Source organism: Streptomyces sp. LBL (assembly GCF_029893585.1).
GTDB lineage: Bacteria > Actinomycetota > Actinomycetes > Streptomycetales > Streptomycetaceae > Streptomyces.
The window spans coordinates 86353-112690 of record NZ_JARXYX010000020.1; the positions used below are offsets into that span (position 1 = coordinate 86353).

The following is a 26338-nucleotide window of genomic DNA, read 5'->3' on the forward strand; positions in this document are numbered from 1 at the left end:
CGCATAATCTGTAGCCGACCTATCCTACGGCCGTCCCGAACAAGGTGCCCAGGGCGTACGTCACACCGGCTGCCGCACCTCCGAGGGCGAGCTGCCGCAGTCCGCTGAACCACCAGGTCCGCGCGGTCACCCTGGCCACGACGGCACCGCACGCGAACAGCCCGAAGAGCGCGAGCAGCACGGCGGGCCACAGAGTGGCGGCGCCGAGCAGGTACGGCAGGACGGGCAACAGAGCCCCGAGCGCGAACGCCCCGAACGACGACACGGCGGCGATCAGCGGAGACGGCAGGTCCCCGGGGTCGATCCCGAGCTCCTCCCGTGCGTGTATCTCCAGCGCCTGCTCGGGGTCCCGGGACAGCTGTCGGGCCACCTCCCGCGCCAGCTCGGGCTCCACCCCGCGCCCCTCGTACAGCGCGGCGAGCTCGGCCTCCTCGTCCTGGGGGTGCTTCCTCAGCTCCCGCCGCTCCACGTCCAGCTCCGCCTCGACGAGCTCGCGCTGCGACGCGACGGAGGTGTACTCACCGGCGGCCATGGAGAAGGCGCCGGCGGCCAGCCCCGCCAGGCCGGTGATGACAACGGTCTGCTGGCCGACCGAGCCGCCCGCGACGCCGGTCATCAGGGCCAGGTTGGAGACCAGGCCGTCCATCGCACCGAAGACCGCGGGACGCAACCAGCCACCGGTGACGTCCCGGTGGGTGTGGTTGTCCCGGTGCGCCTCATGCAGCGCCGCCTCGGTTTCGATGATCGCCATTCGGGTCCCCCAGGGAGTTCTCGTACCGCTTCTTTGGACAGGTTCCACTTTTCGACAACAAGCAACATACGCCTCGCCATTCCCGCCCGCCAGCAAGGAAAGGCTGGGCTAACCTGCGGTTTTACCCTTTTCGCTCATCCGTGGATGAGCTCGCACAGATGTCGACCGGGTGACACCCAGGCACGAACGGCTGCACGGAACACCGCACCGGGGACAGTTCCGCAAAGGGTTCCGCGCCCCCGGCCACGTCTTCGGGCGGCGCCCCTGAGAGGAGAAGCCGCGTATGGCATCGATCGCCTGCACTTCCTCCGCCCCGGCGCCCGGGAACGCCGCCGAACTCCGCGAGCGGGCCCGCGGCGCACTGCTCGGCCTGGCCGTGGGGGACGCCCTCGGGGCCCCGGCCGAGAACATGTTGCCCTCCGAGATCCACGCCCGCTGGGGCCGCATCACCGGCTACGTCACCGACACCCCCGTCGGCACGGACGACACCGAGTACGCGATCTTCTCCGGTCTTCTCCTCGCCCGCCACGGCTCCGCGCTCACCCCCACCCACGTGGAGGCGGCCTGGCACGAGTGGATCGCCGACCGCGACGAAGGCCCCTTCCGAGGCGCCGGTTTCAGCGAGCGCGGCACGCTCGAGAACCTGCGCCGGGGCCTGGCCGCCCCCATCTCTGCCCAGCACCGGCACGCCTGGAGCGACGGACTCGCCATGCGCGCCGCCCCCTTCGGCGTCTTCGCGGCGGGCCGCCCCGCCGAGGCCGCCCGCCTGGTCGCGATCGACGGCTCGGTGAGCCACGACGGCGAGGGCATCTACGGCGGTCAGGCGGTCGCGGCCGGTGTGGCGGCGGCGATGGCCGGCGCCCCGCCCGTCGCGGTGGTCTCTTCGGCCCTGGCGGTCGTCCCCGACGACTCCTGGACGGCCCGTTCCCTCCGTCGTGCGGTGGCGGTGGCCCACCGGGGCGGACGCGCGGTCCGCTCCGCCGTCGTCATCGGCGGCTACCCCTGGACCGACCTGGCCCCCGAAGCGGTCGCCCTCGCCTTCGGCGCCTACGCGGCAGCCGACGGCGACTTCGTCCATTCGGTCCTGACAGCCGTCAACATGGGCCGCGACGCCGACACCACGGCAGCGGTGGCCGGCGCCCTGGCGGGCGCGACCGGCGGAGCCGCCGCGATCCCGGCCGACTGGGCCGCGGCCATCGGGCCGGCCCGCGGCAGCTGCCTCCCGTCCATGGCGGGCCACCACGTCCTGGACGTGGCGGAACTACTGATGCCGACCCCCACCGGATCGTCGACAGGATCGGCGGTGACCGCATGACACCGCCGACCCCCTGGGGCGAGGGCGTCACGACGGTCACAGCACCGACGGAACCGCTGGAACCGCTGGAACCGGAGTCCACGACGACGGCGGAACCGCTGGATCCGGAGTCCACGACACCGACGGACCCCCTCGAACCGCCGACCGCCGACGGCGAGAACACCCCACCGGGGCCACCCGCACCCGACGACGAAAGTCGCACGGGTGATGCGGGTGGGAACACACCGGCCGAAGGCGAAGCCGAGGCCGTGCAACCCGCCCGGGCCGCGCGGCAGCGCCACCGCGTCGAGGGACTCCTGCTCGGCCTGGCCGCAGGCGACGCGGCCGGCTGGCCCGCCGCCCGCCACCGAGCCGCCCGCATGCCCGACTGGACCCGCCGCCTCACCCGCGAACTGGACACCTTCGCCGAACAGAACGCGACGACGACCCTCCCCGTCCCCATCGCCCTCAACCAACCCCCGGAACCCCTCCGCCTGGGCCCCTCCGACGACGCCGAATGGGCGACCTTCACCGCGGAAGCCCTCCTCCGCGCCGGCGACGACACCGCCCTGGGCGACCTCAGCCGAGAACGCCGTATCCGCGCCGCCATCGACCTGACCTGGAACGCCGCAGCCGGCGAAATCGCCGCCGCAGCCGAGCGCGCGCCCGAGATCGAGTCCGCCGTCCTCCCCCTGCGCGCCCGCATCTCCGTCCGGGCCGGACTCGGCAACCTCGCCACCGGCCTGCGCCCGCCCGCCACCGGCCACGACAACCCGCACTACTTCGACGACGCGGCCTGCGTACGGGCCTGCGTCCTCGCCGTGGCCCACCCCGGCGACCCCCGACTCGCCGCCGACCTCGCCGAGTTCGACGCCCGCTACACCCAGGACGGCGACGGTGTGCACGGCGCCCGCGCGATGGCGGCGGCCGTGGCCCTCGCCATCGCCGGAGCCGACGTACAGGCATGTGCGACCGCCGCCCTCACGGAACTCCCCGAGTCCACCGAGATCGGCCGCAACGCCCGCCACGCCCTCAGGCTGGCCCACGACGCCGAGAGCGCCTTCGCCCTGATCCCCCTCCTCGAACACCAGATCGTCGACCACGTCTACAGCTACGGCATCGCAGCCGCCGAAACCGTCCCGGTCGCTCTCGCCCTGGCCACCGCGGCGCGCGGCCGGATCGCGGAAGCGGTACCGGCGGCGGCCTGTCTGTCCCGCGTGGCGGACTCCGCCCCCGCCCTCGCCGGGGCGCTCACCGGCGCCCTGGGCGGCGGCGCCTCGATCCCCGCCTCCTGGCGCGACGCCTGCCGCACCCTCTCCGGCTGCGCGCTCCCCCGCCTCACCGGGACGGACCTGGTGGAACTCGCCGAACTCCTGGAAGCCGCACAACCAGTCACATCAAGGGATGATTCGGATCATGACACCCCAAACTGAAGAAAGTCGGGAAGCGAGCCTGGACGAGCGCATCACCGGCGCCCTGGTCGGCGCGGCCGTCGGCGACGCGCTGGGCGGTCCCGTCGAGGGCTACTCCCCCGCCCAGATCCTTCAGCGCCACGCAGGACGCGTCCACGGCATCGTCGGCCCCTGGAACGGCGACGCCTGGCGCACCGCCCGCCCCGTCGCGCCGTACCACAAGGGCGACGGCCACGTCACCGACGACACCTTGATGACCCACGCACTCGTACGGGTCTACGCACAGGTCCGCGACCACCTGGACGCGTACGCGATCGCCGACCACCTGGTCCCCGACCTGATGACGACCCCGCGCTGGATCCCGGAACTGGAGGCCGAGGCACTCCCCCTCCACCGGATCTTCCTCGCGGAGAAGTGGCTGGTGGCCCGCCTCCACTACGGCCATGTCGACCCCCGGGAGGCCGGCGTCGGCAACATCGTCAACTGCGGTGCCGCGATGTACATGGCCCCGGTCGGCCTGGTCAACGCCGCCAACCCCCCGGCCGCGTACACCGAGGCCCTCGACATCGCGGGCGCCCACCAGTCGTCGTACGGCCGCGAGGCGGCGGGCGTCTTCGCGGCGGCGGTGGCGGCGGCGACCGCCCCGGGTGCCACCCCCGACTCGGTCATCTCCGCCTGCCTCTCCCTGGCGAAGGACGGCACCCGGGAGGCTGTCGAGAAGGTCTGCGAAACGGCGTCCCGCCACCGGGACTTCGAGTCGGCGCTGGCCCCCCTGCGCGAGGCGGTCGCCCCCTACGACACCGTGGGCCCCGACTACCGCTCCCCCTCCCTCGGCGCCCGCCGCCCGTCCCGCCTGCACGCGATCGAGGAACTCCCCGTGGCACTGGGCATGGTGCTCGTCGCCGACGGCGACTACCGCCACGCGGTCCTCGGCGCGGTGAACTACGGCCGCGACTGCGACTCCATCGCGACGATGGCGGGCGCCATCTCCGGCGCCCTCGGCTCCCCGGTCCCGGAGGACTGGGCGAAGCAGGTGTCCGAGGCAAGCCGCCTGGACCTGTGGGAACCGGCTACGACCCTCACGTCCGTGACCCGGGAGATCTTCGGACGGGACGTACACCGCCGCCGCGCCCACGAAACGGCGTTCACGGAGATCGGGGGCCGCCGATGCTCCGACTGACCTGGGTCCAGCCGGAGGACCTGCTCGGCCACGAACTCCGCCAGGCGCGGCAGGACGGCCGGGAGGCACAGGCGATCGCGGCGAGATGGCGAGCGGCCGGCGGCTCGGACGCCCCCCTACGGGCGGGCGCGTCACCTGAGCCGGCGTCGAGACACCTGCGGCAGCTCGCGGAGGACCTGCTGGCCGAACTGGCGGACCTGCCAGGCAGGTTGACCGAGCAGGAACCGACCGGACTCGCCGGGATCAAGGCCGTCTGCCCGGACTGGCCGACGGCCCCGGGGGCAGCCACCCGAGCCCGCCCGGTCCTCGCCCCGGATCCCACCCAAGCCCCCACCCCGGCCCGCCTGGAAGCCGCCTGGCTCGGCAGAGCGGTGGGCTGCCTCCTGGGCAAACCCGTGGAGAAACTCCCCCTGTCCGCCATCCGCCGGCTGGCCGCAGCCACCGGCAACTGGCCCTTGACCACGTACTTCACAGCCCGAGGAGTCCCCACCGAACTCCTCACCGCCCACCCCTGGAACCGCCGGTCGGCGACCACCTCACTCGCCGAGAACATCGACGGCATGCCGGAGGACGACGACCTCAACTACCCCCTCCTCAACCTCCTCCTGATCCAACGCCACGGCAAGAACTTCGCCACCACGGACGTGGCTGCCCTCTGGCTGGACGAACTCCCGGCGGGCCGCACGTTCACCGCGGAACGCGTCGCCTACCGCAATCTCCTCACCGGACTGGAACCCCCGGACACGGCCCGCCACCGCAACCCTTTCCGCGAATGGATCGGCGCCCTGATCCGCGCCGACGTGCACGGCTGGACCAACCCCGGCGACCCGGCCGCCGCGGCCGAACAGGCCCACCGGGACGCCACCCTCACCCACACCGCCAACGGCGTCTACGCGGCCATGTTCACCGCGGCCACCATCGCCGGCGCGGCCACCGGCACCACCGACATCCACACCGCGCTGGGCACCGGTCTCACGGTGATCCCCCCGTCCTCCCGCCTGGCCCGCGCAATCCACCACGCCATCCGACTGGCCCGGGAACACAGGGACTTCGCCGACGTCGTCGACGCGCTCCACGCCACCCACGCGCACACCCACCACTGGGTCCACGCCCTCCCCAACACCGCCCTGATCGCCGCCGCCCTCACCCACGCCGACGGCGACTTCGACGGCTCCATCTGCCGTGCCGTGTCGGGCGGTTGGGACACCGACTCCAACGGCGCCACGACCGGCAGCATCGCCGCCCTCCTCGCCGGTTCGCCGTCCGCCCTCCCGGAGCGCTGGACGGCCCCCCTGAAAAACCGCCTGTCCACCACCATCGGCGACTTCGACGGCACCGGCTTCGACGCCCTCGCCCGCCTCACCCACGAGCTCGCCCACCCGGAGGCACCTCGCCCATGACCCACCACGAACAAGGCGAACAGACCGGTCCAAGAAGGGAGTTCCGTACGGCCCCCGGCGACGAGGGCGCCCACCACGGCCACCGCACGCCCTCCGCCGCCCCGCTCACCGGACTACGCGTCCTGGACCTCGCCACCCTCTTCGCCGGTCCCCTCGCCGCCACCCTGCTCGGCGACTTCGGCGCGGAGGTCGTCAAGGTCGAGCACCCGGCGAAACCCGACCCCTCCCGAGGCCACGGCCCGTCGAAGGACGGCGTGGGCCTGTGGTGGAAGGTGCTGGGCCGCAACAAGCGCACGATCACGCTGAACCTCTCCACCCCCGGCGGCCGTGACACCCTCCTGCGCCTGGCCGCCACCGCCGACGTCGTCATCGAGAACTTCCGCCCCGGCACCCTGGAGAAGTGGGACCTCGGCTGGGAGGACCTGTCGGCTGTCAACCCGCGTCTGGTCCTCACCCGGGTCACCGCATTCGGCCAGTTCGGCCCCTTGGCCCACCGCCCGGGCTTCGGCACCCTCGCCGAGGCGATGAGCGGCTTCGCCGCGATCACCGGCGAACCGGACGCGCCCCCGACCCTTCCGCCCTTCGGCCTCGCCGACTCCGTCGCGGGCCTGGCCACGGCGTACGCCGTGCTGACGGCCCTCGCCGCCCGCGACCGCACCGGGGCGGGCCAGGTCGTCGACATGGCGCTCATCGAGCCGATCCTGACGGTCCTCGGACCGCAGCCGACCTGGTACGACCAGGTGGGTTACGTGCAGGAACGCACCGGCAACCGCTCCGCCAACAACGCCCCGCGCAACACCTACCGCACGGCGGACGGCACCTGGGTCGCCGTCTCCACCTCCGCCCAGTCGATCGCCGAGCGGGTGATGCGCCTGGTCGGCCGCCCGGAACTGATCGACGAACCGTGGTTCGCGACGGGCGCCGACCGGGCCGCCCACGCCGACGTCCTCGACGAGGCGGTCGGCACCTGGATCGCCACCCGCACCCGCACCGAGGTTCTCGCGGCCTTCGAGAAGGCGGAGGCGGCCATCGCCCCGATCCAGGACGTCCGGGACGTGCTGGCCGACCCGCAGTACCAGGCACTGGACACCGTCACCACGGTCGACGACCCGGAACTGGGCCCCCTGCGCATGCAGAACGTCCTGTTCCGTCTCTCCGCCACCCCCGGCACGATCCGCTGGGCGGGCCGCCCGCACGGCGCGGACACGGAGGAGGTCCTCACCGAACTGGGCCTGACCGCAGCCGAACTGAGCACCCTGCGCCAGGCGGGCGCGGTATGACTCAGCCCCCTCTGACCTGGCTGTACGCCCCCGGCGACCGTCCGCGGATCGTCACCAAAGCCCTCGCCGCCGGCGCCGATGTCGTCATCGTCGACCTGGAGGACGCCGTCGCCCCCGACCGCAAGGACTACGCCCGCGCGGCCACCGCCGACCTGCTCGCCGAACCGCAGCCGGTCCCGGTCCACGTCCGGGTGAACGCCCTCGGCAGCCCGGCCGCCGACGCGGACCTGAAGGCGGTGGCCGCACTCCCGGGCGTCTCCGGTCTGCGCCTGCCCAAGGTGACCTCCCCCGAGCAGATCGTCCGCATCGCCGAGAGCACGGCCACCGCCGACGGAAACGCGCCCCCGCTGTACGCCCTCCTGGAGACGGCCCTCGGCATCGAACGCGCCCACGCCGTCGCCTGCGCGCACAGCGCCCTGCGCGGCATCGCTCTCGGCGAGGCGAACCTCCGCGCCGACCTGGGCGTACGCGACGACGCGGGCCTGGACTGGTCCCGCTCCCGCGTCGTCGTCGCCGCCCGGGCGGCGGGCCTTCGCCCACCGCCCCAGTCCGTCCATCCCGACACACGCGACCTGAAAGGCCTCGCCACGTCCTGCGCCCACGGCCGCGCCCTCGGCTTCCTGGGCCGGGCCGCCATCCACCCCCGCCAGCTCCCGATCATCGAACGGGCGTACCTCCCCACGGAGCAGGAGGTCGAGGAGGCGGAGACGATCATCAAGGCGGCCACAACGGAAAAGGGAGCCCAGGCACTCCCGGACGGCACCTTCATCGACGCGGCGGTCGTGGCAACAGCCCACCTCACGCTGGCCCTGGCCCGCCGGAAATAGGCTTCAACGGCCCGCACGTCAACCCGTCGCCCGCACCCGACGAGGGCGCCCGGAGATCCCGGGCGCCCTCATCGTCGTACGTTCGTCGTAGGTCCGGACGTCAGCTCTTCTTGGCCGACTCCGCCTCGTTCTTCACCGCCGCGTCCGCATCCGCATCCGCATCCGCCTCGGCGCCGGCCTCGGTCGTGGCGTCCGCCCCGGCCCCGGCCCCGGCCTTCTTGTCGGACGTCGCACCGGACTCGGACCCGGCCCCATCGCCCTCGGCCCCGTCACCGGAAACCTCGTCAGCCGGAGCCCCGTCGGAGGCACCCGGTTCGACCACGGTCTCCCGCCCCGGCCGCTTCTTCGACGACACCACGAAGTAGACGACCGCGAGCACGAACACGACCACGGCGGTCCAGTTGTTCAGCCGCAGCCCCAGGATGTGGTGGGCGTCGTCGATGCGCAGGTACTCGATCCAGAACCGGCCCACGCAGTACGCCGCGACGTACAGCGCGAACACCCGCCCGTGTCCGAGCTTGAAGCGACGGTCCGCCCAGATCACCAGGGCCGCGACGCCGAGGCACCACAGTGACTCGTACAGGAACGTCGGCTGGTAGGTGCCCGGCACCCGGCCGTCCGTCGACGAGGTGATCTTCAGCGCCCACGGCAGGTCGGAGGGTTTCCCGTACAGCTCCTGGTTGAACCAGTTGCCCCAGCGGCCGATCGCCTGCGCGACGGCGATCCCGGGGGCGAGGGCGTCGGCCCACGCCGGCAGCGGGATGCCCCGGCGCCGGCAGCCGATCCACGCGCCCACCGCGCCGAGGGCGATCGCGCCCCAGATGCCGAGGCCGCCCTCCCAGATCTTGAAGGCGCCCACCCAGTCACGGCCCTCGCTGAAGTACAGCTCGTAGTCCGTGATCACGTGGTAGAGCCGGCCGCCGACCAGACCGAACGGCACGGCCCAGACCGCGATGTCGGCCACCGTGCCGGCCTGGCCGCCCCGGGCGAGCCAGCGCTTGTTTCCGAGCCAGACGGCTACGAAGACGCCGATGATGATGCAGAACGCGTAGCCGCGCAGCGGAATGGGGCCGAGATGCAGCACCCCGCGCGAAGGGCTGGGAATGAAGGCAAGTTCCATGGCAGGGTCGACGCTACCCTGCCGGGCCGCGGGCACGGCAGGCAGCCCGGCTACGGGTCCATAACAGGCGGGGATGAAACCCCCCGGCGCCGTTTACCCGTTGTCCGCCTGCTGGACCAGTTGCTTCAGCTTCGCCGGGGTCATCGTCTGGTCCTGGTAGATGTTCCTGCCGTCGAGGAGCACGGTCGGCGTGCCCCTGAACCCGCCCTTGCGGAAGGCCGCCGCGGACTTCTCGACCCAGCTGCTGTGCGTGCCCTTCTCGACACAGGTGCGGAACGCGGGGGTGTCGAGGCCGTCGACCTTGCCGGCCAGCTCGATGAGCTTGCTGTTCTCGGCGTAGCCGTCGTCGGTCTCGGCGGGCTGGTTGTCGTAGAGCACGTCGTGGTACGCGGTGAACTTGCCGACGTCCTGTGCGCAGGCCGCGGCGTTGGCGGCGTTGCGGGAGCCGGTGCCGCCCGCGTTGCCGTCGATGATCGTCGCCAGGTGGTACTCCGCCTTCAGCTGTCCGGAGTCGGTCAGCTCGTGGATGGTCGGCCGGTACACCGTCTCGAAGGCCTTGCAGGCCGGGCAGCGGAAGTCCTCCCAGACCGTCAGCGTCGACTTGGCGCTCTCCCTGCCGACCGGGATGGCCAGGCCGTCCTTGCCCAACGCCCCCGAGGGCACCACGACCGGGCCCGCGGACTTGCTGCCGTCGTCCTTGCCCGTGTTGGCCGCGACGACGCCGATCACCGCCGCGAGACCCAGGACGCAGACCACGCTCGCGCCCACGATCAACACCCGGCGCCGCTTCTCCACGGACTTCTGCTTCTCGCGCTCTTCCGCCAGCCGCTCCCGGGCGGTGCGCTTTCCCTGTCGGTTCTTGTCGCTCACATCCCGCAGAACGAACCGGGGAGGCGCACCGCGCCTCCCCGGCCCCAGGTCCACCCCTTCGAGTGACCCGTACGCCCTATCACGCTGTGTTACGCCTGTCCGCGCACGCCCTTCGCGAGCTCCTCGGCCAGGGCACGGACCGCCTCGACACCGGCCGCCTCGTCCGGCGCGTCCAGCATCCGCTTGACGAACGCCGAGCCGACGATCACGCCGTCGGCGAAGCCGGCCACCTCGGCGGCCTGCCGGGCGTCGGAGACGCCGAGGCCGACGCAGACGGCCAGGTCGGTGCCGGTGGCCCGGGTGCGCTCGACCAGGTCCTGCGCCTGCGCGCCGACCGACGCGCGGGTGCCGGTGACCCCCATCAGCGAGGCGGCGTAGACGAAGCCGCTGCCCGCCGCGGTGATCTCGGCGAGCCGGGCGTCCTTGCTGCTGGGTGCCACGACGAAGACGGTCGCGAGGTCGTGCTTCTGCGCGTGATCCCTCCACAGCGCCGACTCCTGCACCGGCAGGTCGGGCAGGATGCAGCCCGCCCCGCCCGCGTCCGCCAACTCGGCGGTGAAGCGCTCGACTCCGTAGCGGTCGATCGGGTTCCAGTACGTCATCACGAGCACCGGCTTCCCGGTCGCCTCGTGGGCCTCGCGGACCGTGCGCATCGCATCCGCGATCTTGACGCCGCCACGCAGGGCGATGTCGTCGGCGGTCTGGATGACAGGACCGTCGAGGACGGGGTCGCTGTGCGGCAGACCGACCTCGACGATGTCCGCGCCGCCGTCGAAGGCGGCCTTGATCGCCTCGATGCCGCCGTCCACGGTCGGGAACCCGGCCGGGAGGTAGGCGATGAGCGCGGAACGGCCCTCGGCCTTGGCGGCGGCGAGGGTGTCGGTCAGCAGCCGGCTCTTTCCACCGATCGGTGCAGTGCCGCTCACTTGGCGTCCCCCTCGATCTCGGCGGTGCCGTTGTCCGCGTCGGCCGCGACCTCGGCGTCGGCGTCGTACAGGCCGAAGTAGCGGGCGGCGGTGTCCATGTCCTTGTCGCCGCGGCCGGACAGGTTGACCACGATCAGCCCGTCCTTGCCCAGCTCCTTGCCGACCTCCAGGGCGCCGGCCAGGGCGTGGGCGCTCTCGATGGCCGGGATGATGCCCTCGGTGCGCGACAGCAGGCGCAGCGCCTGCATGGCCGCGTCGTCGGTGACCGCGCGGTACTCGCCGCGGCCGCTGTCCTTGAGGTAGGAGTGCTCGGGGCCGATGCCCGGGTAGTCCAGACCGGCCGAGATGGAGTACGGCTCGGTGATCTGGCCCTCCTCGTCCTGAAGGACGTAGGAGCGCGAGCCGTGCAGGATGCCGGGCTCGCCGGCGGTGAGGGTGGCCGCGTGCTCGCCGGTCTCGACGCCGTGGCCGGCGGGCTCGCAGCCGATGAGACGGACCGAGGCGTCCGGGATGAAGGCGTGGAAGAGGCCGATGGCGTTGGAGCCGCCGCCGACGCAGGCGACGGCCGCGTCGGGCAGCCGTCCGGCGCGTTCCAGCAGCTGGCGGCGGGCCTCGACGCCGATCACCCGGTGGAAGTCGCGGACCATGGCCGGGAACGGGTGCGGCCCGGCGACGGTCCCGAACAGGTAGTGGGTGTGGTCGACGTTGGCGACCCAGTCGCGGAACGCCTCGTTGATCGCGTCCTTCAGCGTGCGGCTGCCGGACTTCACGGAGATGACCTCGGCGCCGAGCATGCGCATCCGGGCCACGTTCAGCGCCTGGCGCCGCGTGTCGATCTCGCCCATGTAGATGGTGCACTCGAGGCCGAACAGCGCGCAGGCGGTGGCCGTGGCGACGCCGTGCTGTCCCGCGCCGGTCTCGGCGATCACGCGCGTCTTGCCCATGCGCCGGGTGAGCAGGGCCTGACCCAGCACGTTGTTGATCTTGTGCGAGCCGGTGTGGTTGAGGTCCTCGCGCTTGAGGAAAACCCGGGCGCCACCGGCGTGTTCCGCGAACCGCGACACCTCGGTGAGGGAGCTGGGCCGGCCGGTGTAGTGGGCGAGCAGGTCGTCGAGCTCGCGGGCGAACTCGGGGTCGTGCTTCGCCTTGTCGTACTCGACGGCGACCTCGTCAACGGCGGCGACGAGGGCCTCCGGGATGAACTTGCCGCCGAACACGCCGAAGTAGCCTTCGGCGTTGGGGAGTTGACCCTCCGGGTCAGGGATGAAGAACTCGCTGGGCATGAGTGAACCTCACGGTGAGTGTGGGGAAAGACACTGATCGCCGTGGGGGCGGAGTTTTGTCAGTCGACTGCGGGAGCGTTGTGACTGGTCGCGCCCGCGCGGCGGAGCCGCACCTTCAGAACTGCCCCGCGCCCCTTAAGGGGCGCTGCCATCGCCGCCCGTTCACCTGGCCCGGCTCGTCTCCGATGACGTACCTCACCCGGCGGCCGTGCACCCTGCGGGCGGGAGCGCGGCAGCCCCGGGGCCGGCAGCCGCGCGCGAGGCGGGCGTACCGGTCCTTGGTCGCCAGGGTGATCGTCACAGTCATCGCCGCTCAGCCTACCGGGAGGTCAGCCACGCCCGTGCCGCAGTGCGGGGTGTTCGCCCGCCGCGACCAGGTCGGAGACCGCGGTCCTCGGGTCCTTGCCGGTGACCAGGGACTCGCCGACCAGAACCGCGTCGGCGCCGGCGTTGGCGTAGGCGATGAGGTCGTGCGGGCCACGGACGCCGGACTCGGCGACCGTGACGATGTGGGCGGGGATCTCCGGGGCGACGCGGTCGAACGTGCCGCGGTCGACCTCCAGCGTCTTCAGATTGCGCGCATTGACGCCGATCACCTTCGCGCCCGCGTCCACCGCGCGCTCGACCTCGTCCTCGTTGTGGACCTCGACGAGCGGGGTGAGCCCGATGGACACCGCGCGCTCGATGAGGGACTCCAGGGCCGACTGTTCGAGGGCTGCGACGATCAGCAGCGCGAGGTCGGCGCCGTAGGCCCGGGCCTCCCAGAGCTGGTACGAGGTGACGATGAAGTCCTTGCGCAGGACGGGGATGTCCACCCGCGCGCGGACCGCCTCCAGGTCGGCCAGCGAGCCTCCGAAGCGGCGCTGCTCGGTGAGGACGGAGATGACTGCGGCGCCGCCCGCCTCGTAGTCCGCGGCCAGGCCTGCCGGGTCGGCGATCGCGGCCAGCGCGCCCTTGGACGGGCTGGAGCGCTTGACCTCACAGATCACCTTGACACCTTCGCCACGCAGCGCCGCCACACCGTCCTTGGCGGCCGGTGCCTTCGCCGCGCGCTCCTTGAGCTCGTCGAGGCTGACGCCCGCCTGCCGCTCCGCGAGGTCAGCACGGACTCCGTCGATGATCTCGTCGAGCACACTCACGCGAGCGGTCCCCTTCCAGACAGTTGATGTTCAAGCGGTTCGGCTTCCGTCACCGGGCCGCCCGTCGGGGCGCGGCCGGGAAGAGAGCCGATGGTCACTGCGATGGTATCCGGAGGAGGGCGTAGGCCTCACATCCGGTTGACGCCGGTCCCACTACCTGGACGTCCACCAGTTGATCAAGGATGGAACCAGCCACCGAACGGCAGGTTCCGGACAACCGTGAAAACCAGCAGCAACGCGACCAGTGTCCACACCAGCGCCGGAGCGGGATCGATCCGGGACGGGCGTCCGCGCACCGTGTGCGCCACCCAGACGGTCCACACCAGGGCGAAGCCCAGATAACCGGCGACGGCCGCCGCGTTGGCGTGCAGCGCCGTCAGGAAGTCCCCGTGCACGAAGGCGTGCGCACTGCGCAGCCCGCCGCAGCCGGGACAGTACAGGCCGGTGTAGCGCAGCAGCGGGCAGACGGGGTAGTGGCCGGGCTGGTTGGGGTCCACTGCCCCCACGTACGCGAAGGCACCGGCGACCGCGGCGAGGATCCCGGCGGGAACGGCCAGCCGTCCCACGACCGTGGTGGACGGGGTCGGCGTCATCCGCTGACTGTCGGCGTTCACGACTCGCATTGTGCCCCGCACGGCCCCCGCGCGCGCGAGAAGCGGCCCTCATACGGACGAGGGGCGGCCCGAACGCGCACGAAGGGCGGCCCGAACGCGCGCGAGAGGCGGCCCGAACCACGCGCGAAGGGCGGCCCCGGCATCCGCGCCGGGCCGCCCCTCTCACGAGGTTCGTCCGTGTGTCAGCTCTCGGCGCTCGCCGGCTCGCGCGTGTCGGTGGTGTTGTGCACCGGGTGGGTGCCCTTCGGCATGCCCATGCCCATGGCGCTCATGATCCAGCCGACCACGCCTCCGAGGACCACGATCACCATGCCGGCCCAGAAGCCCATCGGCTGGGCCATCACCATGAAGGCGCCCGCCACGCAGAAACCGATGACAGAGATGATGACACCGGTCCAGGCGGCCGGGGTGTGACCGTGGCTGCTGCCCGCCATGACTTGCTCCTCGTTGCTGTGTACGTGTCCGAGCCGGACGCTCATGGCCCATTGTCCCGCACGCACACACGCGCGCTGCCCGGGGGTCCACCCTTCCGCGCGCGTCGGCGCCGGGCTAGGCCCCGGTCGGGTCCTCGCCCCGGTCGAGGGCCTTCCACAGCTCCTCCGGCCGGTCGGGGTCGGTGGCGGCCGGGCGGCGGGGGCGGGGGGCACCGGAACGCTCGTAGCGGCCGGACATCGCGGGCCACCGGCGGCCGTAGCGCAGGGCGAGGAGTCCGGCGAGGAGGATCAGGAGACCACCCACGGCCGCGACGTACGGCCACGCGGTGTGGGTCAGCGAGTCCACGACGGCCGAGGTGTCGCCGGAGGCCTCCGCGGCCTTCTCGTCGAGCGCGGAGCTGTCGGAGGTGCCGAGCAGGGCCGCGGCGATCGTGCCGGCCCCGGAGAGCGCGAGCAGGGCGGCGACGCCGAAGCGGCCGGCCCGGCGTACGGCGAAGACGGCCACGAGCGCGGCGAGGCCCACCACGGCGAGGGCCGCGGGGACGCCGGTGACGTCGCTGCCCTTCGCCGTCAACGGGAACTCACCGCCGGCCACCGTCGCGGTGCCCCCCGACCACTCCTGACGGGTGGCCAGCAGCACCACGGCCGCGCCGACGGCCCCGCTGAGCAGGGCGACGGCGAGGCTGCGGCGGCCGGCCCGGGCGGGGCCTGCGGCTTCGGAACGGGAGTCAGGAACAGCAGTCACGTCCTCCACTATCGCCTGGACCCCGGGAGTACGGTCACCCGGGGTTCGTATGAGAAGTGTCCTACTGTGCCGAAAGCGCCCTACTTGCCCAGACGGTTGGCCGTGTGGACCGCACGCAGGACGGCCGCCGCCTTGTTGCGGCACTCCTGGTCCTCGGAGACCGGGTCCGAGTCGGCGACGATGCCGGCGCCCGCCTGGACGTACGCGGTGCCGCCGCGCAGCAGGGCGGTACGGATGGCGATGGCGGTGTCGGAGTCGCCGGCGAAGTCCAGATAGCCCACGCAGCCGCCGTACAGACCGCGCCGGGAGGGCTCCAGTTCGTCGATGATCTGCATCGCGCGGGGCTTCGGGGCGCCGGAGAGCGTGCCCGCCGGGAAGCAGGCCGTCAGGACGTCGAAGGCGGTACGGCCCGCCGCGACCTTGCCGGTGACCGTCGAGACGATGTGCATGACATGTGAGTACCGCTCGACGGACATGAAGTCGACGACCTCGACCGAACCGGGCTCACAGACCCGGCCGAGGTCGTTGCGCCCGAGGTCGACCAGCATGAGGTGCTCGGCACGCTCCTTGGGGTCGGCCAGCAGTTCGTCGGCGAGGGCCTGGTCCTCCTGCGGGGTGGCCCCGCGGTGCCGCGTGCCGGCGATGGGATGGACCATGGCCTGCCCGTCCTCGACCTTGACCAGGGCCTCCGGGGAGGAACCGACGACGTCGAAGCCGTCGAAGCGGAACAGGTACATGTACGGAGAGGGGTTGGTCGCCCGCAGCACCCTGTACACGTCCAGCGCGCTCGCCGTGCACGGTGTTTCGAAGCGCTGGGAGGGGACGACCTGGAAGGCCTCGCCCGCGCGGATGCGCTCCTTGATGTCCTCGACGGCCACCTGGAAGTCGGGGCCGCCCCACAGCGCCGTGTACTCGGGGAGTTCGGAGGGCGGGAGGGCGGCGGGCGGCTGGGCCACCGCGCGCGAGAGATCGGCCTCCATGGCGTCCAGGCGGGCCACCGCGTCGGCGTACGCCTCGTCGACGCCCGTGTCGAGGTCGTTGTGGTTGATCGCGTTGGCGATCAGCAGGACCGAGCCCTCCCAGTGATCCATCACCGCGAGGTCGCTGGTGAGGAGCATCGTCAGCTCGGGGAGCCGGAGGTCGTCCCGCTCGCCGGGGCCGATCTTCTCCAGGCGCCGCACGATGTCGTAGCCGAGGTAGCCGACCATGCCGCCGGTGAAGGGCGGCAGGCCCTCCTGGTGCGGGGTGTGCAGGGTCTCGATGGTGGCGCGCAGGGCGGCGAGGGGGTCACCGTCGACAGGGACGCCGACGGGCGGTGTGCCGAGCCAGTGGGCCTGGCCGTCGCGCGCCGTCAACGTCGCTGCCGAGCGCACGCCGACGAAGGAGTAGCGGGACCACGAGCGGCCGTTCTCCGCGGACTCCAGCAGGAAGGTGCCGGGGCGCTCGGCCGCGAGCTTGCGGTAGAGCGCGACCGGGGTGTCGCCGTCGGCGAGGAGCTTGCGGGTGACGGGGATGACCCGGCGGTCGTCGGCCAGCTTGCGGAACGTGTCGAGATCCATGACGGCTGACTTTACTGATCCCCGGCCGGCACACCGGAATCGGTGCCCCGTGCGCCCGCTGTGCCCCCTGTGCCCCCTGTGCCCTCCGCGCCACCCTCTGTGCCCTGCGCGCCCTTGGCGTCCTTGAGGAGCACATCCACGTCGAAGCAGGTGCGGGCGCCGGTGTGGCAGGCGGCGCCCACCTGGTCGACCGTGACCAGCACCGTGTCGGCGTCGCAGTCGAGGGCGACGGACTTGACCCACTGGAAGTGACCGGAGGTGTCGCCCTTGACCCAGTACTCCCGGCGGCTGCGCGACCAGTAGGTGCAGCGGCCGGTGGTGAGCGTGCGGTGCAGCGCCTCGTCGTCCATCCAGCCGAGCATCAGCACCTCACCGGTGTCGAACTGCTGGGCGATGGCGGGCAGGAGCCCGTCGGCGCTGCGCTTGAGGCGCGCGGCGATCTCGGGGTCCAGGTTGCTGGATGGAGAACTGTGGCGCGAAGCGTCTCGATGAGGGGTGGTGGTCGGGTGGCGGGCGGGAGAGCTGGTCATGGGTGCCATTGTGCCGCGCGCCACTGACAGTCACCGGGGAGTGTCCACTGGGCGGACGTGCGCCCTGGTCGTAGGGTGGCTGCCATGTCGACTTTCGCGAAGCGTGAACGACTTCTCCTGGCCGATCTGTTGGAGGCCGAGGGCCCCGAGGCCCCGACCCTGTGCGAGGGCTGGACGACCCGTGACCTCGCCGCGCACGTGGTGGTGCGCGAGCGCCGTCCCGACGCGGCCGGCGGCATACTGATCAAACAGCTCGCCTCCCGTCTGGACAAGGTGATGGACGAGTTCGCGGCCAAGCCGTACGAGGAGCTGATCCAGCTCATCCGGACCGGCCCGCCGCGCTTCTCGCCCTTCTCCCTCAAGCAGGTCGACGAGGCGTCGAACATCGTCGAGTTCTACGTCCACACCGAGGACGTCCGCCGGGCCCGCCCCGACTGGGCGCCCCGTGAGCTCGACCCGGTCTTCCAGGACGCCCTGTGGTCCCGGCTGGAACGCAGCGCCCGTCTCATGGGCCGAAGCGTCCCGACCGGCCTGGTGCTGCGCCGCCCGAACGGCCAGACGGCGGTCGCCCACCGCGGCACCCCGGTCGTGACGGTGACCGGTGAGCCCTCGGAGCTGCTGCTGTTCCTGTACGGTCGGCAGAACGCGGCCAAGGTCGAGCTGGACGGCGACAAGGACGCGATCGCCCGGCTGCACGAGACGAAGCAGCTCGGTATCTGAAAGGGCCTGGCGTGATCAAGGTCGCCATGACCAGCGTGTACGTCGACGACGTGGCCAAGGCCCACGCCTTCTACACGGAGGTGCTCGGCTTCGAGACCCGCCTCCACATGGATCTCGGCGGCGGCACGCTGTTCGTCACCGTGGGCGCCGCCCAGGGGGCCCAGCCGGACCTCCAGCTGCTGCTGGAGCCCGGGCAGGGCCCCATCGCGGACCCGTACCGCACGGCGCTGCGCGAGGCGGGCCTGCCGTGCATGGTCTTCTCCGTCGACGACATCGAGGCGGAGTACCAGCGGCTGCGCGAGCTCGGCGTCGAGTTCACGCAGGAACCGCGGGAGCAGGGGCCGGTCGTCGCGGCCGTACTCGACGACACGGTGGGCAATCTCGTGCAGCTGGTGCAGCCGAAGGGCTGACGAGGGTCAGCGGGGCAGTTCGGCGCGGCGCAGATCCCGGACGCACAGGGCGACCACGCCGCCCAGCCCGCACACGACGGCGCTGACGACGAAGACGGGGCCGGTACCCCAGGCCCCGATCGCCGCGGCGGACACGGGCATGCTCAGCGGGGTCAGACCGAGGCTGGCGAGGCTGGCGACAGCGGTGACGCGGCCGAGGAAGGCGGGGTCGCCCTGGGTCTGCAGCAGGGCGTTGCACAGGGCGCCGCTGAGCCCGGCGAGCAGCCCGATGAGCAGGGCCGTGCCGACGGCCGCGAGGACGCTCGGTACATAGGCGAGGGCGCCGATGGCGACGGAGCCCGCCAAGAGGGCGTGACCGGCGACCTGCCCGGCGTGCGGCAGCCGTCCCCGCACGGTCAGCAGGAGCGAGACGGCCCCCGCACCGACGCCGAACCCCGCGAGCACCCAGCCCATCCCGGCGGCACCCCAGCCGCGCTCGTCGGCGAGCAGGGTCAGGCCCACGTTGAGCGGTCCGACGAAGCCGAGGTCGCCGAGGGCTATGGCGAGCATCAACGGGGCGAGGACGCGGTGGCGGCGGATGTAGCGGAGGCCGACCACCAGGTCACGCCAGGCAGTGGTGGTGGGGGCAGCCGTGTCGTCCTGGGGCAGCTCCCGGACCCGTACGGCGATCAGCAGCGGCACCGACACGGCGATCAGCAGTCCGGCGAGCCCGAACGCGGCCGCCGCGCCGCCGACCGCCACGCCGAGGCCGCCGAGCGGGGCGCCCACGACCACGGCGAACCGGTATGCCAGGCCGCGCATCCCCTGCACCCGGGCGAGCTGCCCCTTGCCGGTGATGCGCGCGGGCAGCGCCCCCACGGCGGGCACGAACACGGCGTCCACGGTGCCGAAGACCAGGGCGAGCGCGGCCAGCGGCCACAGCCCCGGGCTGGTGAGGAACAGCAGCCCCGCCACCGCGAGGACGGCCGCGCAGCGCACGACGTCACTGCCGATGACGACCCGGCGCGGACCGAACCGGTCGGCGATCACGCCCCCGCCCAGCATCAGCACGGCGCGTGGCAGCGCGCTGACCGACATCAGCAACCCGGCCTGCGAGGGCGTGCCGGCCTGTACGGCCGCCCAGGACAGAGCGATGTAGTAGACGCCGTCGCCGGCCATCGAGGAGGCGTACGCGCCCAGCCAGCGCAGGACGTTGGGATCACGGTGGGCAGGACGCTCGACGGCGCCTTGACCGGTGGATGTCGCGGACACGGTGGTCACGGCGGTGGCCTCTCTCAGGGACGGAACGGGAACCCGTACAGGTGGAGTGCGACGTTCTCGCGGCCCTCGGTGTCGCCGGCCGCCTCGGCCGCGCGTCCCTTGTCGACGTACTTGCTCATCAGGACGTGCAGCTCCCGGCCCAGCTCGGCCAGCTCGGCAGAGGTCAGCCGGGACAGGTACTCGGAGTCGACCGAGGCCCTGTTCCACTCGCGACCCCAGTGGGCCCGCTCGTCGAGATGGCGGTGGTACAACTCGCTGCGCTGTTCGAAGAAGAGCCGGGAGGCCGACTTGTGCGCGGCCACCTTCTCCGGCGCGTCCCGGAAGTCCTCGTCGTGGATGCTGACGCCGTCCGATGCGGGCCGCCACCAGCGCTCGCGTCCGTCCGCGCTCTGCGGCTCGGCCTCCTCGATCAGCCCGTGTTCGGCGAGCTTGCGCAGGTGGTAGCTGACCAGCGACACCGCCTCGTCGACCAGTTCGGCGAGCCGCGAGGCGGTGGCCACCCGTTCGAGGTACAGCGCCCGGTAAAGCTTCAACCGCAGCGGATGAGCGAGCGCCTTCAGCGTGCCCATGTCGGTGATCCGGCGGTTCTCCTTGCCTGTCATGCCGTCACCGTAGAAAGGAAAGAAAAGTTGCGCAATATATTTTGCGCAACTTCTCTTTCGTATCTGGCCATGAGTAAGCCCCGGCCACCAGAACCGAAGCAGGCGACCGGGGCTTGCACCGCAGGGCTTGCACCGCAGGGTTTTACACCGCGTCCATGGACGTCATCGCACGGGATGCCCCGCCCTCCGCAACGTCTCCTTCACCTCGCCGATCCGCAGATCCCCGAAGTGGAACACCGACGCCGCCAGCACCGCGTCCGCGCCCGCCGCGACCGCCGGCGGGAAGTGGGCCAGCTTGCCCGCGCCTCCGGAGGCGATCACCGGGACGGTCACGTGCTTGCGGACCGCGGCGATCATCTCCAGGTCGTAGCCGTCCTTCGTGCCGTCCGCGTCCATCGAGTTGAGCAGGATCTCCCCCGCGCCCAGCTCGGCGGCCCGGTGCGCCCATTCGACGGCGTCGATGCCGGTGCCCTGGCGACCGCCGTGGGTGGTGACTTCGAAGGAACCCGACTCGGTGCGGCGCGCGTCCACCGAGAGGACCAGCACCTGGCGCCCGAAGCGCTCGGCGATCTCGCGGATGAGGTCCGGACGCGCGATGGCGGCCGTGTTGACGCCCACCTTGTCCGCGCCCGCCCGCAGCAGCTTGTCCACGTCCTCGGCCGTGCGGACGCCGCCGCCGACCGTCAGCGGGATGAACACCTGCTCGGCGGTGCGGCGCACCACGTCGTAGGTGGTCTCGCGGTTGCCCGACGAGGCGGTGATGTCCAGGAACGTCAGCTCGTCGGCGCCCTCGGTGTCGTACACCTTGGCCATCTCGACGGGATCGCCCGCGTCGCGCAGGTTCTGGAAGTTGACGCCCTTGACGACCCGGCCGTTGTCCACGTCCAGGCAGGGGATGACTCGTACGGCAAGGGTCATGCCGTGCCCTCCCCTCGGAACGCCTCCACCTCGACCTCGACGACCAGGCCGGGGTCCACGAAGCCGGAGACGATGATCATGGACGCGGCGGGCCGGACGTCGTCGAACAGCTCCTTGTGAGCCCGTCCCACGTCGTCCACGTCCCGGGCGTGGGTGAGGTACAGGCGCGTCCGCACGACGTCCTCGCGGCCGAGCCCCAGTTGCCCGAGCGCCGCGAACGCGACGTTGAAGGCGTTGACCGTCTGCTCGTACGGACCGCCGCCGGCCATCTCGCCGTCCACTGTCGAGGTGCAGCCGGAGACCAGCACCAGGCCGTTGGGCAGCTCCACAGCGCGGGAGTACCCGAACGTCTCCTCCCAGGGCGTGTCGGTCGTGACGCGTCGCAGATCGCTCACTGGGCTACCACCTCCAGGGCTTCTTCGAGGGTGAACGCCTTCGCGTACAGCGCCTTCCCGACGATGGCGCCCTCGACACCGAGGGGCACCAACGCGGCGATGGCCCGCAGGTCGTCCAGGGACGACACGCCACCGGAGGCCACGACCGGCCGGTTCGTCGCCGCGCACACGTTCTTCAGCAGCTCCAGGTTCGGGCCCTGCAGCGTGCCGTCCTTGGCGATGTCGGTCACCACGTAGCGCGCGCAGCCCTCCGCGTCGAGGCGCTCCAGCGTCGTGTAGAGGTCGCCGCCGTCGCGGGTCCAGCCGCGCCCGCGCAGGGTTGTGCCGCGTACGTCGAGACCGACCGCGATCCTGTCGCCGTGCTCGGCGATGACCTTGGCGACCCACTCCGGGGACTCCAGGGCGGCCGTGCCGAGGTTCACCCGGGTGCAGCCGGTGGCCAGGGCGGCGGCCAGGGTGGCGTCGTCCCGGATGCCGCCGGACAACTCCACCTTGATGTCCATCGCCCCGGTGACCTCGGCGACCAGGGCCCGGTTGTCGCCGGTGCCGAACGCGGCGTCCAGGTCGACCAGGTGCAGCCACTCGGCGCCCGACCGCTGCCAGGCCAAGGCGGCCTGCAGCGGGGAGCCGTACGAGGTCTCCGTGCCGGACTCGCCGTGCACCAGGCGGACCGCCTGGCCGTCCCGGACGTCCACGGCGGGCAGGAGTTCCAGCCGTCCTGCGGGGTTCGAAGACATCTTCGAAGACATCAAAGGGTTCCGATCCAGTTGTTCAGCAGCTGCGCTCCGGCGTCGCCGGACTTCTCGGGGTGGAACTGGGTGGCCCACAGGGCGCCGTTCTCCACGGCGGACACGAAGGGCTTGCCGTGCGTCGTCCAGGCGACCAGCGGGGCGCGCAGCGCGGGGTTGGTGATCTCCAGGCTCCAGTCGTGGACCGCGTAGGAGTGCACGAAGTAGAAGCGCGCGTCCGCGTCCAGGCCCGCGAACAGCTCGGAGCCGGCCGGGGCGTCCACGGTGTTCCAGCCCATGTGCGGCACGATGTCGGCCTCGAGCGGCGCGACCGAACCGGGCCACTCTTCGAGGCCGTCGGTCTCCACGCCGTGCTCGATGCCGCGCGCGAAGAGGATCTGCATGCCGACGCAGATGCCCATGACCGGACGGCCGCCGGACAGCCGGCGGTCGATGATCCAGTCGCCCCGGGCCTCGCGCAGGCCCTTCATGCAGGCGGCGAAGGCCCCGACACCCGGCACCAGCAGCCCGTCCGCGTTCATGGCCCGGTCGAAGTCACGCGTGATCTCGACCTCGGCTCCCGCGCGCGCGAGAGCGCGCTCGGCGGACCTCACGTTGCCGAAGCCGTAGTCGAAGACGACCACTCGCCTGGGAGCGCTCAATTCCACACCTCCAGCCTCACGACACCCGCGACCAGGCACATCGCGGCGCCGATCGAGAGCAGCACGATGAGACTCTTCGGCATCTGCTGCTTGACGAAGGAGTAGATGCCGCCGGCCAGGAAGAGGCCGACCACGATCAGGATGGTCGACAGCCCGGTCACAGCGCGCCCTTCGTCGACGGGAGAATGCCGACCGCGCGCGGGTCGCGCTCGGACGCGTACCTGAGGGCCCGGGCCAGCGCCTTGAACTGGCACTCCACGATGTGGTGCGCGTTGCGCCCGTAGGGCACGTGCACGTGCAGCGCGATCTGGGCCTGGGCGACGAAGGACTCCAGGATGTGCCGGGTCATCGTCGTGTCGTACTCGCCGATCATCGGCGCCATGTTCTCGGGCTCGGTGTGCACGAGATACGGGCGGCCCGACAGGTCGACGGTGACCTGGGCGAGGGACTCGTCCAGGGGGACCGTGCAGTTGCCGAAGCGGTAGATCCCCACCTTGTCGCCGAGCGCCTGCTTGAAGGCGGCGCCCAGCGCGAGGGCGCTGTCCTCGATGGTGTGGTGGGAGTCGATGTGCAGATCGCCCTCGGTCTTCACGGTCAGGTCGAACAGACCGTGGCGGCCGAGCTGGTCGAGCATGTGGTCGTAGAAGCCGACACCCGTCGACACCTCGACCTTGCCGGACCCGTCGAGATCGATCTCGACAAGGACCGAGGTCTCCTTCGTCACCCGCTCCACGCGGCCTACGCGGCTCATGCGCTCTCCTTCTTCAACTCACGGACAGCGTCGAGGAACGCGTCGTTCTCTTCGGGGGTTCCGGTGGTCACCCGCAGCCAGCCGGGCACGCCGTTGTCCCGGACCAGGACTCCCCGGTCGAGGATCTTCCGCCACATCTCGTGGGCGTCGTCGAATCGGCCGAACTGCACGAAGTTGGCGTCCGATGCGGTGACCTCGTAGCCGATCGCCAGCAGCTCGGTGACCAGCCGGTCCCGCTCGGCCTTCAGCTGCTCGACGTAGCCGAGCAGCGTGTCGGTGTGCTCCAGGGCGGCCAACGCGGTCGCCTGGGTGATCGCCGACAGGTGGTAGGGCAGCCGTACGAGCTGGACGGCGTCCACCACCGCCGGGTGGGCGGCGAGATAGCCGAGGCGCAGCCCCGCGGCGCCGAACGCCTTGGACATGGTCCGGGAGATGACCAGCTGCGGCCGGCCCTCGATCAGTGGCAGCAGCGAGTCGCCGTGACTGAACTCGATGTACGCCTCGTCGACCACGACCATCGAGGGCCGCGCGGCCTGCGCGGCCTCGTACAGCGCGAGGACCGTCTCCGGCGGGACCGCCGTGCCCGTGGGGTTGTTGGGCGTGGTGACGAACACGACGTCCGGCCGGTGATCGGCGATGGCCTTCTCGGCGGCGGCGAGGTCGATCGTGAAGTCCTCGCGCCGCGGACCGGAGATCCAGCCCGTGCCCGTCCCGCGCGCGATGAGGGCGTGCATGGAGTACGACGGCTCGAAGCCGATCGCGGTACGGCCCGGTCCGCCGAAGGTCTGCAGCAGCTGCTGGATGACCTCGTTGGAGCCGTTGGCGGCCCAGACGTCGGCCAGGCCGACCTGGTGACCGGAGGTGTCCGTCAGATACGCGGCGAGCCGGGTGCGCAGCTCCACGGCGTCCCGGTCGGGGTAGCGGTTGAGGTGCCGGGCGGCCTCGCGCACCCGCTCGGTGATCCGCTCGACCAGGGGGTCGGGCAGCGGGTAGGGGTTCTCGTTGGTGTTCAGCCGTACGGGGACGTCCAACTGGGGCGCTCCGTAGGGGGACTTGCCGCGCAGCTCGTCCCGTACGGGGAGATCGTCGATTCCGAAGCTCACTTGCTCGCCGGCACCTTCCACCCGAACCGTGCCTTGACCGCCGCGCCGTGCGCGGGCAGGTCCTCCGCCTCCGCCAGCGTGACCACGTGGTGCGCCACGTCGGCCAGCGCCTCCTTCGTGTAGTCGACGATGTGGATGCCGCGCAGGAAGGACTGGACGGACAGGCCCGAGGAGTGGCACGCGCAACCGCCGGTCGGCAGGACGTGGTTGGACCCGGCCGCGTAGTCGCCCAGCGACACGGGCGCCCAGGGGCCGATGAAGATCGCGCCGGCGTTCTTGACGCGATCGGCGACCGCGGCGGCGTCGGCCGTCTGGATCTCCAGGTGCTCGGCGCCGTACGCGTCGACCACCCTGAGGCCCTCGTCGACCCCGTCGACCAGCACGATCGCGGACTGCCGGCCCTTCAGCGCGGGGACGATCCGGTCCTCGACGTGCTTGGTGGCCGCGAGCTGCGGCTCCAGCTCCTTCTGGACCGCGTCCGCGAGCGCCACGGAGTCGGTGACCAGGACGGCGGCGGCCAGCGGGTCGTGCTCGGCCTGGCTGATCAGGTCGGAGGCGACGTGCACCGGGTCGGCCGTGTCGTCCGCGAGGATCGCGATCTCGGTCGGTCCGGCCTCGGCGTCGATGCCGATCCTTCCGGTGAAGTAGCGCTTGGCGGCGGCGACCCAGATGTTGCCGGGGCCGGTGACCATGTTGGCGGGCGGGCAGGACTCGGTGCCGTACGCGAACATCGCGACGGCGCTCGCCCCGCCGGCGGCGTACACCTCGTCCACGCCGAGCAGCGCGCACGCGGCGAGGATGGTCGGGTGCGGAAGCCCGCCGGCCGGGTCGTTCGCGAACGCGGGGGCCTGCGCCGGGGAGGCCAGGGCGATCGACTCGACGCCGGCTTCCTGCGCGGGCACCACGTTCATGATCACGGAGGACGGGTAGACCGACCGGCCGCCGGGCGCGTACAGCCCGACCCGCTCGACCGGCACCCACTTCTCGGTGACCGAGCCGCCGGGCACGACCTGGGTGGTGTGCGTCGTACGGCGCTGCTCCCGGTGGACGACACGGGCGCGGCGGATGGACTCCTCCAGGGCCGCGCGCACAGCGGGGTCGAGCTGCTCCAGCGCGTCGGAGATCGCCTGCGCCGGGACCCGCACCGACTCCAGCCGTACCCCGTCGAACTTCTCGGCGAAGTCGATCAGCGCCGCGTCGCCCCGATGATGCACGGCCTCGCAGATCGGACGCACCTTCTCCAGGGCGGCCGAGACGTCGAAGTCGGCTCGGGGCAGCAGGTCGCGCAGGGCAGGGCCCTCGGGCAGGACGTCGCCGCGCAGATCGATTCGGGCCAAAGAGAAAGGTTGCAGCACGCCGTCAATTCTCTCAGACCACAATCGTGCACTGTTCGCGCGTATCAATAGCTGATACAGATCACAGCAC

Annotated in this window: 29 protein-coding genes; 8 read left to right on the top strand and 21 right to left on the bottom strand. The window is 71.9% G+C overall.

Features of this window, described 5'->3' with window-relative positions; all coding sequences use genetic code 11:
• Nucleotides 1-19 precede the first annotated feature (19 nt).
• Nucleotides 20-751: a VIT1/CCC1 transporter family protein gene (locus M2271_RS24015; RefSeq protein ID WP_280889375.1), complete on the bottom strand. Its 732-nt coding sequence runs from the start codon at nt 749-751 to the stop codon at nt 20-22.
• Nucleotides 752-1034: 283 nt separating this feature from the next.
• Here M2271_RS24015 and M2271_RS24020 point away from each other — a divergent pair, with 283 nt between their 5' ends.
• The 6 genes from M2271_RS24020 to M2271_RS24045 are packed head-to-tail and all read left to right on the top strand — an operon-like array spanning nt 1035 to nt 8144.
• The gene (locus tag M2271_RS24020) at nt 1035-2066 is read left to right on the top strand and encodes an ADP-ribosylglycohydrolase family protein (protein ID WP_280889376.1); all 1032 of its coding nucleotides are present in this window, start codon (nt 1035-1037) and stop codon (nt 2064-2066) included.
• On the top strand, nt 2063-3478 hold the full coding sequence (locus M2271_RS24025; protein ID WP_280889377.1) for an ADP-ribosylglycohydrolase family protein: 1416 nt from the start codon (nt 2063-2065) through the stop codon (nt 3476-3478). The genes M2271_RS24020 and M2271_RS24025 overlap by 4 nt, the downstream gene beginning before the upstream one ends.
• Nucleotides 3462-4637 carry an ADP-ribosylglycohydrolase family protein gene (locus M2271_RS24030; RefSeq protein WP_280889378.1) on the top strand — a complete coding sequence of 392 codons (1176 nt, stop codon included), beginning with the start codon at nt 3462-3464 and terminating at the stop codon, nt 4635-4637. The genes M2271_RS24025 and M2271_RS24030 overlap by 17 nt, the downstream gene beginning before the upstream one ends.
• On the top strand, nt 4625-6037 hold the full coding sequence (locus M2271_RS24035; RefSeq protein ID WP_280889379.1) for an ADP-ribosylglycohydrolase family protein: 1413 nt from the start codon (nt 4625-4627) through the stop codon (nt 6035-6037). Before M2271_RS24030 ends, M2271_RS24035 begins: the two co-directional genes overlap by 13 nt.
• Complete coding sequence (locus M2271_RS24040) at nt 6034-7317, top strand: CoA transferase (protein WP_280889380.1); 1284 nt, start codon at nt 6034-6036, stop codon at nt 7315-7317. The genes M2271_RS24035 and M2271_RS24040 overlap by 4 nt, the downstream gene beginning before the upstream one ends.
• On the top strand, nt 7314-8144 hold the full coding sequence (locus tag M2271_RS24045; RefSeq protein WP_280889381.1) for a CoA ester lyase: 831 nt from the start codon (nt 7314-7316) through the stop codon (nt 8142-8144). Before M2271_RS24040 ends, M2271_RS24045 begins: the two co-directional genes overlap by 4 nt.
• A gap of 100 nt (nt 8145-8244) precedes the next feature.
• On the opposite strand, the gene lgt is transcribed toward M2271_RS24045, so the two are convergent.
• The 10 genes from lgt to hisI form a co-directional block, all read right to left on the bottom strand.
• The gene (gene lgt, locus M2271_RS24050; RefSeq protein WP_280889382.1) at nt 8245-9264 is read right to left on the bottom strand and encodes a prolipoprotein diacylglyceryl transferase; all 1020 of its coding nucleotides are present in this window, start codon (nt 9262-9264) and stop codon (nt 8245-8247) included.
• Nucleotides 9265-9357: 93 nt separating this feature from the next.
• A complete protein-coding gene (locus M2271_RS24055) occupies nt 9358-10134 on the bottom strand; it encodes a thioredoxin domain-containing protein (protein ID WP_280889383.1) in 777 nt (258 codons plus the stop codon).
• An 89-nt stretch (nt 10135-10223) separates the two neighbouring features.
• A complete protein-coding gene (trpA, locus tag M2271_RS24060; RefSeq protein WP_280889465.1) occupies nt 10224-11042 on the bottom strand; it encodes a tryptophan synthase subunit alpha in 819 nt (272 codons plus the stop codon).
• Nucleotides 11043-11056: 14 nt separating this feature from the next.
• Nucleotides 11057-12343: a tryptophan synthase subunit beta gene (gene trpB / locus M2271_RS24065; protein ID WP_280889384.1), complete on the bottom strand. Its 1287-nt coding sequence runs from the start codon at nt 12341-12343 to the stop codon at nt 11057-11059.
• Between the two features lie 329 nt (nt 12344-12672).
• Complete coding sequence (gene trpC / locus M2271_RS24070; protein WP_280889385.1) at nt 12673-13482, bottom strand: indole-3-glycerol phosphate synthase TrpC; 810 nt, start codon at nt 13480-13482, stop codon at nt 12673-12675.
• A 176-nt stretch (nt 13483-13658) separates the two neighbouring features.
• Nucleotides 13659-14105, bottom strand: a complete 447-nt coding sequence (locus tag M2271_RS24075) for a DUF2752 domain-containing protein (RefSeq protein ID WP_280889386.1) — start codon at nt 14103-14105, stop codon at nt 13659-13661.
• A 173-nt stretch (nt 14106-14278) separates the two neighbouring features.
• Complete coding sequence (locus M2271_RS24080) at nt 14279-14530, bottom strand: HGxxPAAW family protein (protein ID WP_280889387.1); 252 nt, start codon at nt 14528-14530, stop codon at nt 14279-14281.
• 115 nt (nt 14531-14645) lie between these two features.
• Entirely contained in the window at nt 14646-15284 is a 639-nt protein-coding gene (locus tag M2271_RS24085; protein ID WP_280889388.1) for a TIGR02234 family membrane protein, read from the bottom strand.
• A gap of 71 nt (nt 15285-15355) precedes the next feature.
• Nucleotides 15356-16834: an anthranilate synthase component I gene (locus M2271_RS24090; RefSeq protein ID WP_280889389.1), complete on the bottom strand. Its 1479-nt coding sequence runs from the start codon at nt 16832-16834 to the stop codon at nt 15356-15358.
• A gap of 11 nt (nt 16835-16845) precedes the next feature.
• Nucleotides 16846-17364, bottom strand: coding sequence for a phosphoribosyl-AMP cyclohydrolase (hisI, locus tag M2271_RS24095; protein WP_280889390.1), 519 nt, complete (start codon nt 17362-17364; stop codon nt 16846-16848).
• Between the two features lie 84 nt (nt 17365-17448).
• Here hisI and M2271_RS24100 point away from each other — a divergent pair, with 84 nt between their 5' ends.
• On the top strand, nt 17449-18084 hold the full coding sequence (locus M2271_RS24100; protein ID WP_280889391.1) for a TIGR03085 family metal-binding protein: 636 nt from the start codon (nt 17449-17451) through the stop codon (nt 18082-18084).
• 11 nt (nt 18085-18095) lie between these two features.
• A complete protein-coding gene (locus M2271_RS24105) occupies nt 18096-18494 on the top strand; it encodes a VOC family protein (RefSeq protein WP_280889392.1) in 399 nt (132 codons plus the stop codon).
• 6 nt (nt 18495-18500) lie between these two features.
• Here M2271_RS24105 and M2271_RS24110 read toward each other — a convergent pair whose 3' ends face one another.
• The 10 genes from M2271_RS24110 to hisD all read right to left on the bottom strand — a co-directional run bounded on the left by M2271_RS24110 (nt 18501) and on the right by hisD (nt 26250).
• Nucleotides 18501-19745, bottom strand: coding sequence for an MFS transporter (locus tag M2271_RS24110; RefSeq protein ID WP_280889393.1), 1245 nt, complete (start codon nt 19743-19745; stop codon nt 18501-18503).
• 23 nt (nt 19746-19768) lie between these two features.
• Nucleotides 19769-20356 (bottom strand): helix-turn-helix domain-containing protein, encoded by a 588-nt coding sequence (locus tag M2271_RS24115; RefSeq protein ID WP_280889394.1) that lies wholly within the window; start codon nt 20354-20356, stop codon nt 19769-19771.
• A gap of 162 nt (nt 20357-20518) precedes the next feature.
• Nucleotides 20519-21274 (bottom strand): imidazole glycerol phosphate synthase subunit HisF, encoded by a 756-nt coding sequence (hisF, locus tag M2271_RS24120; RefSeq protein ID WP_280889395.1) that lies wholly within the window; start codon nt 21272-21274, stop codon nt 20519-20521.
• Nucleotides 21271-21669, bottom strand: a complete 399-nt coding sequence (locus tag M2271_RS24125) for a RidA family protein (protein WP_280889396.1) — start codon at nt 21667-21669, stop codon at nt 21271-21273. Before M2271_RS24125 ends, hisF begins: the two co-directional genes overlap by 4 nt.
• Nucleotides 21666-22406, bottom strand: a complete 741-nt coding sequence (priA, locus tag M2271_RS24130; protein ID WP_280889397.1) for a bifunctional 1-(5-phosphoribosyl)-5-((5-phosphoribosylamino)methylideneamino)imidazole-4-carboxamide isomerase/phosphoribosylanthranilate isomerase PriA — start codon at nt 22404-22406, stop codon at nt 21666-21668. Before priA ends, M2271_RS24125 begins: the two co-directional genes overlap by 4 nt.
• Before the next feature lie 11 nt (nt 22407-22417).
• Nucleotides 22418-23065, bottom strand: a complete 648-nt coding sequence (gene hisH, locus M2271_RS24135; RefSeq protein WP_280889398.1) for an imidazole glycerol phosphate synthase subunit HisH — start codon at nt 23063-23065, stop codon at nt 22418-22420.
• Nucleotides 23056-23220 (bottom strand): hypothetical protein, encoded by a 165-nt coding sequence (locus tag M2271_RS24140; RefSeq protein ID WP_280889399.1) that lies wholly within the window; start codon nt 23218-23220, stop codon nt 23056-23058. The genes hisH and M2271_RS24140 overlap by 10 nt, the downstream gene beginning before the upstream one ends.
• Nucleotides 23217-23810, bottom strand: a complete 594-nt coding sequence (gene hisB, locus M2271_RS24145; protein WP_280889400.1) for an imidazoleglycerol-phosphate dehydratase HisB — start codon at nt 23808-23810, stop codon at nt 23217-23219. The genes M2271_RS24140 and hisB overlap by 4 nt, the downstream gene beginning before the upstream one ends.
• On the bottom strand, nt 23807-24913 hold the full coding sequence (locus M2271_RS24150; RefSeq protein WP_280889401.1) for a histidinol-phosphate transaminase: 1107 nt from the start codon (nt 24911-24913) through the stop codon (nt 23807-23809). Before M2271_RS24150 ends, hisB begins: the two co-directional genes overlap by 4 nt.
• Nucleotides 24910-26250: a histidinol dehydrogenase gene (hisD, locus tag M2271_RS24155; RefSeq protein WP_280889402.1), complete on the bottom strand. Its 1341-nt coding sequence runs from the start codon at nt 26248-26250 to the stop codon at nt 24910-24912. The genes M2271_RS24150 and hisD overlap by 4 nt, the downstream gene beginning before the upstream one ends.
• Between the last annotated feature and the right edge of the window lie 88 nt (nt 26251-26338).